Origin of the sequence: Bacillus mesophilus (assembly GCF_011008845.1) — a bacterium.
GTDB lineage: Bacteria > Bacillota > Bacilli > Bacillales > SA4 > Bacillus_BS > Bacillus_BS mesophilus.
The window spans coordinates 29,359-42,849 of sequence record NZ_JAAIWM010000010.1 but is presented as its reverse complement, the minus strand read 5'-3'; the positions used below and the strand labels follow the sequence as shown (position 1 = coordinate 42,849).

11 protein-coding genes and 1 pseudogene are annotated in these 13,491 nt (G+C 37.3%); 1 reads left to right on the top strand and 11 read right to left on the bottom strand.

Annotated features, from left to right (window positions below; translation table 11 throughout):
• Nucleotides 1-6: 6 nt before the first annotated feature.
• Genes G4D63_RS19500 through G4D63_RS19490 form a run of 3 tightly spaced genes read right to left on the bottom strand, consistent with a single transcriptional unit; the run spans nucleotide 7 to nucleotide 3,327 of the window.
• A complete protein-coding gene (locus G4D63_RS19500; RefSeq protein ID WP_163181737.1) occupies nucleotides 7-1,221 on the bottom strand; it encodes a hypothetical protein in 1,215 nt (404 codons plus the stop codon).
• Complete coding sequence (locus G4D63_RS22310; protein WP_163181736.1) at nucleotides 1,215-2,396, bottom strand: DUF58 domain-containing protein; 1,182 nt, start codon at nucleotides 2,394-2,396, stop codon at nucleotides 1,215-1,217. Before G4D63_RS22310 ends, G4D63_RS19500 begins: the two co-directional genes overlap by 7 nt.
• Before the next feature lies 1 nt (nucleotide 2,397).
• On the bottom strand, nucleotides 2,398-3,327 hold the full coding sequence (locus G4D63_RS19490) for an AAA family ATPase (RefSeq protein ID WP_420837835.1): 930 nt from the start codon (nucleotides 3,325-3,327) through the stop codon (nucleotides 2,398-2,400).
• A 226-nt stretch (nucleotides 3,328-3,553) separates the two neighbouring features.
• Here G4D63_RS19490 and G4D63_RS19485 point away from each other — a divergent pair, with 226 nt between their 5' ends.
• Nucleotides 3,554-4,009 (top strand): BsuPI-related putative proteinase inhibitor, encoded by a 456-nt coding sequence (locus G4D63_RS19485; protein WP_163181735.1) that lies wholly within the window; start codon nucleotides 3,554-3,556, stop codon nucleotides 4,007-4,009.
• 55 nt (nucleotides 4,010-4,064) lie between these two features.
• Here G4D63_RS19485 and G4D63_RS19480 read toward each other — a convergent pair.
• The 8 genes and pseudogenes from G4D63_RS19480 to lacZ all read right to left on the bottom strand — a co-directional run bounded on the left by G4D63_RS19480 (nucleotide 4,065) and on the right by lacZ (nucleotide 13,452).
• Nucleotides 4,065-4,467, bottom strand: a pseudogene (locus G4D63_RS19480) (GNAT family N-acetyltransferase).
• Between the two features lie 178 nt (nucleotides 4,468-4,645).
• A complete protein-coding gene (locus tag G4D63_RS19475; protein ID WP_163181734.1) occupies nucleotides 4,646-5,464 on the bottom strand; it encodes a hypothetical protein in 819 nt (272 codons plus the stop codon).
• 12 nt (nucleotides 5,465-5,476) lie between these two features.
• A complete protein-coding gene (locus G4D63_RS19470) occupies nucleotides 5,477-7,894 on the bottom strand; it encodes a heavy metal translocating P-type ATPase (RefSeq protein WP_163181733.1) in 2,418 nt (805 codons plus the stop codon).
• A 67-nt stretch (nucleotides 7,895-7,961) separates the two neighbouring features.
• Nucleotides 7,962-8,168 carry a copper chaperone CopZ gene (copZ, locus tag G4D63_RS19465; RefSeq protein ID WP_163181732.1) on the bottom strand — a complete coding sequence of 69 codons (207 nt, stop codon included), beginning with the start codon at nucleotides 8,166-8,168 and terminating at the stop codon, nucleotides 7,962-7,964.
• Between the two features lie 12 nt (nucleotides 8,169-8,180).
• The gene (locus tag G4D63_RS19460) at nucleotides 8,181-8,510 is read right to left on the bottom strand and encodes a metal-sensitive transcriptional regulator (RefSeq protein ID WP_163181731.1); all 330 of its coding nucleotides are present in this window, start codon (nucleotides 8,508-8,510) and stop codon (nucleotides 8,181-8,183) included.
• Between the two features lie 122 nt (nucleotides 8,511-8,632).
• The gene (locus G4D63_RS19455; protein WP_163181730.1) at nucleotides 8,633-9,106 is read right to left on the bottom strand and encodes a DinB family protein; all 474 of its coding nucleotides are present in this window, start codon (nucleotides 9,104-9,106) and stop codon (nucleotides 8,633-8,635) included.
• A 151-nt stretch (nucleotides 9,107-9,257) separates the two neighbouring features.
• Nucleotides 9,258-10,262, bottom strand: coding sequence for a GNAT family N-acetyltransferase (locus G4D63_RS19450; RefSeq protein ID WP_163181729.1), 1,005 nt, complete (start codon nucleotides 10,260-10,262; stop codon nucleotides 9,258-9,260).
• Nucleotides 10,263-10,413: 151 nt separating this feature from the next.
• Nucleotides 10,414-13,452, bottom strand: coding sequence for a beta-galactosidase, LacZ type (gene lacZ, locus G4D63_RS19445; RefSeq protein WP_163181728.1), 3,039 nt, complete (start codon nucleotides 13,450-13,452; stop codon nucleotides 10,414-10,416).
• Nucleotides 13,453-13,491: the final 39 nt, after the last annotated feature.

Here is a 13,491-nt window from a genome sequence, read left to right as displayed (position 1 = left end):
ATCCTCCTATGATTTGTGAGAAGATTCTTCTATTAGTCTCTTTTTAATATTTCTTATCCCTTTTTGAAAAGCCAATAACTCATGATCCGCGATAGACGAATAGCTATATCGGGAATGCTGATAGACTTTTAGAATGGTTCTAGCATCGGAATCTGTTAATTTAAGGCGTTCAAACCATTCTTCTACTGTCTCAGCTGGATTTCTTTCCAAATTTCGTTTCTTCATAAAGACTTGAAATTTACTAAATTGTATTCTCGCTTCATTTTTGGCTGGCTTACTGTATATGCCCTTGCCGATTTCCTTTAAAGATTTGAGAAATGACAACCCCTTAGAATCCGAATCAACAACAGTGATCACACTTGTTTCATCACTTTCTAAGTTGTGAAGGTTTTTACGTGCTAGATATATAAGAAGCAGAACGACCCCTATAATACCTAAAGCAATGATGGATAGTATAACTTGGTCTAACTCCCCCTCATTGATTTGTGTTAAATTCTCAAATGGGTCATCTTCAGCAACTTCTGAAGTAGTATTATTGTCTTGCTCTTCCTTATCATTCAACTCTATCCCAAACTGATCCAATAACCAGGAAATAGGATAACCTACGATAAACCCAACCCATCTACCTAGAAATGGAATGATGTAATGCAGGATATATAAAGCACCCTGAAACACTAGCAATAAAGCAGCTGAAATCCAGGTAATATGTAAAAACAATTGACGATAACTTCCCTTTTTTAAAACCCATGTGTTTTCTTTTAATTGTGTTAGTACACGAATGGCTAAAAATAAAAGAAGGACCACCAAGAACCAACTAACATATTCTAATAAAAACTCTCTTTTTATGAACAAAATGACAAAGGTAGCAGCAAGGACAGAACCAAGCCATATTACCTGTTGATCTGGATAGGACTCCTTTATGAACGTATAAATCCTCCAACAGCTAAATAGCAGAAGAAAACCCACTATCATTAGACTGTATCCAAGTAAATAGAGTGAAAGAACTTGAACAATCGGGACTACGAAGTAGAGTGCCGATGAAATATTTACATTACTCATTTGAACCCATTTTAGTGCAGCAAACGGAAGTACATAAATAGGAATAAGATGAACAGGATTAATAGCATCAGTAACTAAGGTAGTAAGCAAATAGAAGCTAATGATCTCAAACACTACTATTGAAAGGTACAAAAGGTAGATATTCCAATCGTATTTTAACATCGTTGGATCGTACCTCCTGTTTCTGTCGAATGTAATTCATATAATGGAAGCTGATGTAGATATCTACCTGTAAGATGAGAGAAAACCTCTCTTTTGGAAAATCCACAGAGTATGATGCACGAAGAATGGCGAAGACTTGGTTCAGCCCCTCTTAAAAGTGCTTCGATTTTTACTGGTGAGCTCATTTGGTCAATTCTTGCTAGCAGTTCTAAACCTTTAATCAGGTGCTCTTTTCCACTACCTTCTTCTAAATAGACGAGTTTCCGGTTGTTTTTAGCCACTATATTTACATACAAATCGTAGGCTACACCTTGCTTTTCCGCTAGCTGAATAAGATAAGCTATATGACTAATTCGATTTTCAAGCTGTTTTGAAAAATAAAAGGATTGGGAACCATCTTGTTCTTCTTCACTAACATTCACTATAAATGTCCACTTTTGGTGAAATGTCTTTTCTAATATTTTAGTTTGCATCGTTCCCGCTCTTGCGGATGCCTTCCAATGAATCTGCTGAAAAGAATCATTAGGTGCATAGTCACGCACACCTGAAATTAAAATAGGATCTTGAAAATACGAATAAATAGAAGGGTTATTCCCTAACTCTTTCGCAACTAGTGACTCCATGCCAACCACTGATTTAATGACCGGAAATACTAGAATTTCAGTTTTATAAAAGGGGTTAAAAACAAAAATAGAATTACCTAAAAAAAGTGGGTCGAATAACTGAAGTTCAAGATGGCGTAATGTTGCTCTTCCCCTCTTTAACGCAGTAACATTCATATCATATTTTTGTTTCCCACTGGATAAATCAATTGCATATTCCGTTGCATCTTTTTTCTCCAACAATGTTCTAACATTATCTATCTTAATATTGTTTCCTGCCAAAAAAGTTAGTTTTCCAAAATAGAGTGACACGATGCTTCTAGCTTCTAACTCCATTGAGACCGTTGTCGTTTCACCTGGAAAAATCCGAATTGTCTTACGTTTATTTTTTAGGGAAACAGTCACATATTTATGATAAAAATGGGAAAATAAAAAGATAATCATTAAGCTTACTAACATAATCGATAAGGATATTGATAAGAGAAAGTAGTTACATATGGTCAAGAATACAACTAGTACAAGAAGAAATTTTGCTCGTTCTGAATGAATTGCTTCCTTCCTCCATTCCTTCACTTTAAACGCCTTCCTCTACTGGTGTTTCCATAACATGTAGGATGTCATCAATGATGTCTCGTTTCGTTGAAAGCATACTTCCTTCCATCGTTAACTGAAGCCTATGACTTAACAAATAAGGGGCTATAAACTTCACATCATCTGGGATTATGTAGTTTCTATTTTCTAAGAGTGCCTTTGCCTGGACGGCCTTCATAAATGCTAAAGTTCCACGCGGACTTACTCCTGCTGACACATATTCATGCTGTCTAGTTCTATGGATGATTGATAATAAGTATTTTTCTAGGTCTTCTGAGACATGAACTTCTTTTACCTGAGACTGAAGATCCACAAATTCATCAATTGATGAAAAATAGGATTTAATCTCTTCTAATGGTTCCTTTTCACGGTAAATTCTCATCATTTGCTGTTCTTCTTCAAAGCTTGGGTAACCCATCCCGATACTCATAAAGAATCGATCTAGCTGAGCATCCGGTAACGGGAAGGTCCCTTGTGACTCTAATGGATTTTGAGTGGCTAGGACGAAGAATGGTACTGGTAGTTTAATTGTCTCATTACCAATCGTTACTTGACGCTCTTCCATCACCTCTAGTAGACTTGACTGTGTTCTAGGTGTGGCTCTGTTCACTTCGTCTACTAACAACACATTCGTCATAACTGGGCCCAATCTAACCTCAAACTGCTTTTCCTTTGGGTTAAAAAACTCAACCCCAGTAACGTCGCTCGGTAAAACGTCAGGTGTAAACTGAAGTCTCTTAAATTGCCCACCCACTAGTTTAGAGATGGTTTTCGCAAGCATCGTTTTCCCCGTACCTGGTACATCTTCGAGTAAAACATGTCCTTTACATAACATCGAAATAACGATGAGTTCTGTGATTTCTTCCTTCCCTAACACTACTTTATTTACCTCTTTAATAAGATCACTTTTTATAGTTGAAATAGCCAATGAAAAATCCTCCGTTCATTCCAAATAAGTTCTTCCTATTATACTATTATATTTCAAGATGTTGGAAGTAATCTAACTACATTGAAGTTCTTCTTTACATCCCTATAGGTAGATTAAATTTTCAAAAAGTAACTTAAGCCATGTAACCTTCATGGAAAACTAACGACAAATAAAATAGAATCAGTAAAAATAATAAGAAGGATGTGTTAGCTTGAAAAAATTATTAGTGATTTTCTTATCTGTAATATTTATGACAGCTTGCGGAGCAGGAAACTCAGAACAGACTCAAGGAAATGGTTCAGATACAAATGGAAGTGGTATTGTAGCGGGAGAGATGGTACCAAGCCTCGCTGAAAAAAGCACCTTAATGTTTGAGTATAAAATTAAAAACCAAACAGAGAGTGACGTAACACTTGAATTCACCAGTTCTCAACGTTATGATTTTTCAGTTGAAAATAAAAAAGGTGAAGAAATCTATTTATTCTCTAGTCTAGCTTCATTTCTTCAAGCACTTGGAAAAGAGACTGTAAAGCCAGGTGAAGAGTTAGTTTATGAAATTAATGTTCAAGAAATTGGACTAGAAAAGGGAGAATATATCCTAAACACTTGGATGACACCAAAAGACGGTGCGAAGTATAAAGTTAAAACTAACTTTACAGTAGAATAAAACACAAACAAGCAAACAACATTGGTTATGTTGTTTGCTTGTTTTTAATAATGAATTAGTTTCCTGCTTGCTTGTCATAGTTACGAAAGATCATTCCATGAGCCTTTTTCATTTCAAGTTTTTCATAGTAGCTTTGTAGATTTTCATCACAAATTAAATCAATCATATAAAGATTCTGAAGTTCCTGAAGCATTCTTTTTGTTAGCTCCTGACCTACGCCTTGATTTTTATAGGCTGGTAGTACCTCTAATAATGGAATATAGGCTGACAGGACACCATCACTGATTGCTGTAATAAAGCCAACAACTTGTAGGGTAGTTTCATCAATAGCAAGGATTACCTTGTAGCTATTTTTTAATAGTGTTAAATGGGTTTGTATCTGGTGGAGAAGGCCATCCATCAAAAAAACCTATAAGTTTATCAGATGTGATTCCATCTAGTGAATGTGTATAGATCATTGTTTATACTCCTTGCCCGATTTTATTCATAGGAAGACTATTTCTTTATTGTTGGGTGGTAATCCTCTAGATAGATTAAAAAACTAACCAACAAACATAGGGATTTTCCTCGCGCTTATAGAATCAATGATAACCATGCAAAAGAAAAGCCTATTGGACAGGCCAATAGGTCTTAGGATTATTCTACATTTACAGTGAAGGGAAAAATGTAGACTTCATCTTCTATTTGAAACTCTCCCCATAGTTTATAAATTCCTGGAGAAGGAAACATCGTTTCAAACTTTGTTTCTTTATTGTCAACGGGATGAACATGTAGATAATTGGCCGCGGTCTCATTTAAGATCACCACATGCCCCATCGCTCCTAAATAAGGCTGAAGCTCGGCTCCTTCTGGAAATGTAAAGGAGATGGTAACATCCTCATTTGCCTTTAAAGAAGATATCTCCAATGAAGCAGTTTGCCCATTTACAGTCTTTTCAAACTCAGTGTCTACTTCTAAGGATGGATGGTGATGAGCTGCACTAGCTTCACCTATCGTAAACTCAAGAGGAGTGACTGTGTATGATAGACCTTTAGGCTTAATATCAACAAATGCCTTATACACACCCTCTTCAAGCTGATGATCTACTACATATACTCCTGGTTCAGTTTCTTCGGGGTGAAGGTGAAAATATTGATCAAGATGCTCATCTACAATAATGAGGTGTAGTAATTTTTCATGATTGATTTCTAACTCCTCAACAGACTCACCTTGCAAATCTGTTAAACCAATCTTTAACTGATCATCTTTTGCCTCTATCTTTACATCGACTTCACTTTCTTTATTCGTAGCCACATGACCCTCGTGAGCTCCATGTGTATCTTTTGCACTTTCATGTGCATGCTCTCCATGAGAATCCGTCGTATTTGGTGGTGAAGTCATTGATGTGTAGATTGAATATCCAATAATCACAACTAGGAGATATCCTATTGCTCCAAAAATCCACTTTTTCATCATTTTACTCTCCTTTTAAAATTTCACCTTTTGCAATCTTAATGCATTAAGAACAACAGACACTGAGCTAAAAGCCATAGCAGCTCCCGCTAACCATGGAGCTAATAACCCTATTGCTGCAATAGGAATGCCCAATGTGTTATATCCAAAAGCCCAGAACAAATTTTGTCTGATATTTGTCATCGTTTTCTTGCTCATTAAAATAGCATCTGCAATAGATTGAAGATCACCACGTATTAGCGTAATATCAGCTGCTTCTAAGGCTACATCCGTTCCTGTTCCAATTGCCATCCCTATATCAGCTAATGCAAGGGCTGGTGCATCGTTAATTCCATCACCGACCATGGCTACCTTTTTACCCTGTAGTTGAAGCTTCTTGATTTCATCTGCTTTTCCTTCTGGTAAAACCTCAGCAACAAACGAATTAACCCCTACTTCATCCGCAATCGCCTTAGCTGTCCGCTCATTATCTCCAGTCATCATAATAACTTCTAGACCCATATTTTGAAGACGAACAATGGCTTGTTTGGAGGTTTCTTTGATGGTATCTGCCACCGCAACCACACCAGCTAGCTGTTGATCAATGGATACAAGCATGGCTGTTTTGCCACTTTTCTCTAGTTCCTCCATTTGAGAAATAGCCGTTTCAAAAGTTACCTGATACTGTGACATTAATTTTCTAGTCCCAACTAGAACAATTTGACCATTTACTTCTCCCTTAATTCCATATCCAGGGATTGCTTCAAAATTAGTTACCACTTGAAGATCTATTCCTTTTTCCTTGATTCCTTCTACAATTGCCACCGCTAAAGGATGTTCTGAGTTCTTTTCAACAGAGCCCACTAAACTTAAAAAGGTCTCCTCATTGATCTCTCCTAAAGTGATAATATCTGTTAGCTCAGGTGTTCCTTTTGTAATAGTCCCCGTTTTATCTAATACTACTGTATCAATCGTGTGAGTAGTTTCTAAGTGCTCTCCGCCTTTAAATAAAATACCAAGCTCAGCTGCTCGACCTGAACCAGCCATAATCGATGTTGGTGTTGCTAACCCTAAAGCGCATGGGCAAGCAATAACTAATACAGCAATCAACTTTTCTAATGCCTCTGCAAAATCTCCTGGACTGATCCAAATGAACCAGATTAAGAAGGTTATAAACGCAATCGCTACTACGATTGGAACAAAAATGCCTGATATACGGTCTGCTAAGCGCTGGATCGGGGCTTTTGAGCCTTGAGCCTGCTCAACTACCTTAATGATCTGAGCTAATGCCGTATCCTTACCAATTTTCGTTGCCTTTATCTTAATAAATCCGTTTTTATTGATGGTTGATCCAATTACAACATCACCCGATGCTTTATCTACTGGAACACTTTCACCTGTAATCATAGATTCATCAATTGCAGAATAGCCTTCGATAATTTCACCATCGACTGGAATCTTCTCACCAGGTTTTACATGGATCGTATCCCCTACAACTACTTCCTCTAGAGGGATCTCCTGCTCTTCACCATTGCGGTAAACAGTGGCAGTCTTAGCCTGTAGACCCATAAGCTTCTTAATCGCTTCTGAAGAGCGTCCCTTTGCTTTTGCTTCAAAAAGTTTCCCAAGCAAAATCAACGTAATCAGGATAGCACTCGTTTCAAAGTAAAGCTCAACCATATGAGCATTACTTCCAATCGACGCTATTGATAAATAAATGCTATAGAAATAGGCTGCTGATGTCCCTAGCGCTACAAGTACATCCATATTAGCACTACCATTTCGTAATGCCTTATAAGCACCTAAGTAAAACTGTTTTCCAACAATAAATTGAACAGGAGTAGCAAGTGCAAGTTGTACCCAAGGGTTCATAAATAGATCAGGCAGGTAAATCCACGAGGTAAACTCGAAATGACTAACCATTGCCCATAATAAAGGGAAAGATAGAATAGCTGAAAAAAGAAATCTCCCTGTTTGTTTTTCAATCTCGATCTGTCGATGATCCACTTCTTCTCTTGAATATTCCTCCTTAAGCTTAGCTCCATATCCGAGCTTTTCCACCCTAGCTTGAATATCACTTACTGAAACCTCAGACGGATTATATTCAACCATCGCTGTTTCTAACGCTAGATTTACACTTGCGGTTTTTATACCTTCTAGCTTATTCAAGCCTTTTTCAACCCTGGTAGAACAAGCAGCACATGTCATGCCAGTAATGGAGAATTCCTTACGCTCTGTCACCACATCATATCCAAGATCTTGGATTTTCTTTTGCAATGCTCCCACATTTGTTATAGCTGAATCGTATTTTATCTTAGATTTTTCTAACGCTAAGTTCACGTTAGCCTCTTGGACTCCTTCAAGTTTTCTTAATCCTTTTTCAATTCGAGTCGAACAGGCCGCACATGTCATTCCTGTTATTTGAATGGTTGTTTCCTTTATTGATTGACTCATCCTATCTTCCTCCTATATACCACACGGGGGTATATTGAATTCCTAAAGAAAGTGCTATATAAGCACTTTATGCTACATCGTAGCCTTGATCATCGATTGTTTCTTTAATCTTGTCAACTGTTACCTCTGCTTCATTGAATTCCACATCAACAGTTCCACTATCTAAGTTAACCTTAACCTGATTCACACCAGTTAGTTCACCAACGCTACCTTCTACCGCTTTCACACAATGTCCACAAGACATTCCTTTAACATGTAAAGTTACTTTTTCCATTATAATTGCCTCCTATTTCTTCATTAGCCTTTGTATAGTTACTAGAAATTCATCGATTACTTCTTGGTCACCCTCTTGAATTCGTTCGACCACACAGCTTTTAAGATGTCCTTCTAATAACATCTTCCCAACACCGTTTAGTGCAGATTGAATTGCAGAGATTTGAGTAATAACATCATCACAATACGTATCCTTTTCAATTAGTCCTTTAACTCCACGAATTTGACCTTCAATCCGATTTAGCCGACTAACTAAATTACGTTTTGTTTGTTCAGAATGATGACTTTTACGAGAGCTTACCTCAGATGAACAGCAAGTATCCAATTGTTCTTGATCTGCCATTCTAAAACCTCCCCTCAAGAGTAAATATACCACAGGGGGGTACAATTATGCAATAGTTTACCAAACCTTTTTTTTCCATTTTTAGTGTGACCTTACGAACAGTTTTTATTCATGTCCTACTTTTAAACAGTTTCAATACTATTGGCTGAATTCTTTTCTAGGAAGTCATTTATCTTTTTAATATGTTCTTGATCATGCTCAATGTGAGAGGAGAAATAGTCTGCTACCCTTATTTCTTGCGAACCTAACTTGACAACTTTATGAAACGTCTCCTCCGGCCATTCTTCTAGTATGGATACTAACATCCCCCTAGTTTGATCATACTCATGAATTAGTTGCTTCTTTGTGATACCAGATCGTGCATAAACGGAAGCTGTCTTGTTTACATGATCCACATTCACATCCAGCTTGGGAAATGGTAAGGCTTTTTCCATATAGGGCATTCGGTAATCCATGCAAAAGCGGTCCCATGAAATAAAATGGGAGATGACATCTGCTATTGCCCATTTCCCTTCACTCATAGGCTGAAACCACATCTGTTCTTCAACAGAATCTAATTTTTCAACCCACTCTAGAATTTCCCGTTTACCTTTCAATAGCTCTTCCTTGCTCACCATCATCACACCCTTTAATTTTCTTCATTATAAATTTTTATAGGTATTATATCTAGTAATTGCACTTTTGGCTTCCTTGAAATTCACGTTAAGAGTTACGTAATAAACCCATTCAACATCTGAAGAATTAAACTTATTTTGTTGGACTTGCCCAAGAAATTGCAGGGTCGATTTTTCTAGACAGTCGATAAGCAATTGGCTTAAAACCTTGCTTTGGCCAAAAGCTTGAGGACTGAATATTGGTCATTCTCCAATCTGTCACTACAACTGTAGTTTCTTTCTTCTTTAATGCATTGATTCCGACGGTAGTGAGTAGCTTTCCGACTCCTTTTCCCCTCATGTCGGTAACTGTCCCTCCAACACCAAGCTCAACACTTTTATATGGCGTCATCATTTGAGGTTTCTTTGATAGATCTGAGTTCACTTCCCAATATGCTTGAAATCCAGCCATCTTCTCATCCTCATAAGCAACCCATAAGTCTACTGTCTCATCCTCAATCATACCCTCATAACCATCTTGTAATCTCTCCACATCTTCAGGTAACAATGGCGACCAAACCGGAGCTTTTACCTGATGTTCAAAGATAAGGGTTGATAATTCTCTAATTTTCTGACGATCGGTTTCGTTTGCCAATCTAATAGTAAGTTCCTTGCAATCTACTTCTTTACTAGGTACTACCGAGATGTCTAACATGGCATGAACCTGTTCATAAGCAAAGCCTAGCTTCAGCCACGCTTCTACTACCTCACTATTCCCATTAGGTACAACGATATAATGATCAAAGTACCCTTCTCTCACCCATTGTTCGGCAGCTGTTGCATACATGAACCTATACAGATTTGGATCTTCGCTCGCTTTAATAGCAAAGCTCTCGTAATCCACCCATATCTGACGACCTTTAGATGAGTCCATTTTTTTACGAAATAACAGGAAACCTACTAACTCATCCTCACTAAGTGCTGCGATTCCACTGATATTAGTTTGTTTGAACTGTTGACTTAGTACTTCAAGTGCAATATGTGGGTTTTCATATTCAGAGGGAAGCTCTGGATGTACGTTCCTCTCTAGAATATGCCTTTCTGATAAGATACCTGCTGCTTGAACTAATAAGTTTTCAGTTAAAGCCTGAAATTTCATTGTGTCTCCCCCTAAAAAGTCATATGATGTTGTATCTGTCCCTAGATATTCTCCCTTATAAATGAAAGTACCTGCAATATACAAACCATTCTATAGGAAATAGAAAAGCCTATCCATGATGGATAGGCAATCCTATTTCTATTAGTTTTGTCTAAAGTCGACTTATTTCGAATTCAAACTCCATATCTTTATCGGGTTTAATTAAATATTCATCATGTACTGGTGCTCCCCAACTATCATCGCCACCTACACCCATCTGTTTTCCTGCGACAGTAATGACTGTATAGTGTACATTTGGCAATTCATAGTGGTGTTGTGCACTTTCAAGTTCAAATGCTGTGTATGGTGAGATATTGCATTCAATTGGTTCATGAGTTGAGGAAATTTTTATTCCTTTACCCACATTATTTGTAACCTTTACCCAACGTACCCCGGTACGGTTACCGGATTCTTGTGGCATGAGGTATCCAGATACATTATCTAACACGGTATTTTTGAATCTATCAAGTCTTGCTCCTTCTAAACGATCAATATAGTTTTCTTCAGGTCCCATTGCATACCATTCCAATTGCCCATAGTCTGCTGAAACCTTGAAAGAAAGTGCAAAGATAGGGAGTTGCGGCAAATCTTTAGCTCCATGGTATACGGTACGAACACGTAGACTACCATTAGCAGAAACACTATATACTACTTTAACCACTAATTCCTTATGGATGGAAAACTTATAAGTGAACGCAATTTCAGCACCCTCATTTGTTTCCTTAACATCAGTTGCAATACATTTACGTGCTAAACTTGCAGCAAACCATAATCCAGAATCAAAGCCTTGTGAATATCCTCTATCATTATCAGTCGTAGCACGCCAAAATAAAGGAGCTGGTGGAGTTGAGATCATTTCCTTCCCTGCATATTTCAGGGATACAAGGCTACCCACTTGCTTTGAAAATATCACATTAAAGTCTTTGCCGTGAACACCTACATTCACATCACCAATAACTAATTTAATATTTTCATTTAGAATTTGATTGTCTGTTTGTTCGGTTACTCTGTAGATATATTGCCCGAATGCAACTTCGTGTCCTTCTTCTGCCCAAAGCGTGCTTTTCTTTAATGTGATATAGGCGTGTACACAATATTCACCTGGTAAATTTGCAAGACCCTCAGGCCACTCAAACATAACGCTTCCTTCAGACTGTGGCCCGACAATCACTTCGGTTAAACCACGATATAACTCAACGCCTTCATGAAGTAAGGCATATTGAAGTTGGCAATTTTCTGTACTTGTAAATAGGTTATCATTTTTAACGGTTACCCCTGTTTTGTTTGGGGTGACCTTTATATTTTGATATAAGTATTTTACTTCCTGCATTTTAGGAGAAACTTCACGATTCGCATAGACGATTCCATTCGTTGAGAATCCGTAATCTGTTGGACGATCTCCAAAATCTCCTCCATATGCCAAATACTCGTTTCCATAACGATCTTTATTTACAAGAGCTTGATCAATATAATCCCAAATGAAACCACCTTGATACATAGGATACTTATGTTCTAAGTCAGTGTACTTGTTCATCCCACCAACTGAATTCCCCATAGCGTGCATGTACTCACAGCTTATATAAGGCTTATCAGGATTATTGGTTAGATAAGCTTCAATATCCGCTGGCTTAGCATACATTCTACTCTCCATATCACTTGTATCATTATAATTTCGATCATAGAAAACTCCCTCATAATGAACAAGACGGCTTGGGTCTACTGACCTAAAATAGTCAGAAACATTGAGGATTACTTCTCCTGCATATGCTTCATTTCCACATGACCATATAAGGATAGATGGATGGTTTTTATCTCTCTCATACATAGAAATCGCACGATCCATAACGATATCCTGCCATTCAGGTTTATTACCTGGTATGTTCCAAGACGGCTCTACAACGCCCATCTTTTGCCAAGATCCATGAGTTTCAAGATTCATCTCATCAATTACATATATCCCATACTTATCACATAACTCGTACCAATAGCTTTGGTTTGGATAATGAGATGTACGAACCGCATTGATATTGTTACGTTTCATTGTTTCAATATCCCAAAGCATATCTTCTTTTGTAATAGCTCGACCAGTACGAGAATTAAACTCATGACGATTTACACCTTTGAAAAGTATTCTTTTCCCATTAATACACATGACCTTATCAATCATTTCAAATCTTCTAAATCCAACTCTTTGAGGAATTACCTCTATTAAACTACCTTGTTCATTATATATTTGGATATATAGTGTATATAAATATGGGCTTTCAGCACTCCAAAGCTCAGGTTTTTCAACGTCAATAGTAAAGTCTGTATTCAGTTCTTTTTGTAAGTGACCATTGGCTGATTCAATTAATGTATGATGTTGATCAAACAAATTTGCTACAAATGTAGCGTCATGTTTAATTTCTTGAAGAAATTTTAAATTTACTTTTAGATTACCTTTTGAATAAGTTGAGTCTAGTTGTGCCTGGACATCAATATCTTGGACATGTAATTCTGGAATACCATAGAGATAGACATCTCTAAAGATTCCTGAAAATCTCCAAAAATCTTGATCTTCAAGCCAGCTCCCCGTACTACGCTGGTACACTTCGACTGCTAGTTTGTTTTCTCCACTTGTTAAATACGGTGTGATATCAAAGTCAGACGGGGTAAAAGAGTCTTCGCTATATCCTACAAACTTCCCGTTTAGCCATAGATAGAACGCAGATTCAACGCCCTGGAAAGAAATAAATACTGGCTTATTATTTAAATTTTCTGGGACAGTAAAATATTTCACATAACTACCTACTGGATTATAATCCATAGGAATTTCTGGTGGTCGAATGTCATTACTACCATCCCATGGATACATTGTATTTACATATTGAGGCTGACCGTAGCCTTGCAATTGAATATGACCTGGGACTGATATATCACCCCAAGAAGTACAATCAAACTCTTCTTGATAGAATTTTTCTGGACGATTCAAAGGATTGATGGAATAACTAAATTTCCAATCTCCATTTAAAGAGTAACGCAGTTTCATAGGAACGTTGTATTTTGCCTCTTCTAACGTTTCGTAATACATGTGATCTGAATGGGCTGGAAGTCGATTTACTGAAAAAACACTTAAATCAGAAAGCCAGCTAAGACTTGGCACAGTTGTCATAAAATCCACACTTCCTTTTACTTCCTTTAATTTTTACTT

Bases quoted from the DNA above. Each gene is read 5' to 3' on its own strand.
- G4D63_RS19500 (WP_163181737.1), bottom strand. From the start codon at position 1,221: ATGTTAAAATACGATTGGAATATCTACCTTTTGTACCTTTCAATAGTA.
- G4D63_RS19475 (WP_163181734.1), bottom strand. From the start codon at position 5,464: ATGATGAAAAAGTGGATTTTTGGAGCAATAGGATATCTCCTAGTTGTG.
- G4D63_RS19470 (WP_163181733.1), bottom strand. From the start codon at position 7,894: ATGAGTCAATCAATAAAGGAAACAACCATTCAAATAACAGGAATGACA.
- copZ (WP_163181732.1), bottom strand. From the start codon at position 8,168: ATGGAAAAAGTAACTTTACATGTTAAAGGAATGTCTTGTGGACATTGT.
- G4D63_RS19460 (WP_163181731.1), bottom strand. From the start codon at position 8,510: ATGGCAGATCAAGAACAATTGGATACTTGCTGTTCATCTGAGGTAAGC.
- G4D63_RS19450 (WP_163181729.1), bottom strand. From the start codon at position 10,262: ATGAAATTTCAGGCTTTAACTGAAAACTTATTAGTTCAAGCAGCAGGT.
- lacZ (WP_163181728.1), bottom strand. From the start codon at position 13,452: ATGACAACTGTGCCAAGTCTTAGCTGGCTTTCTGATTTAAGTGTTTTT.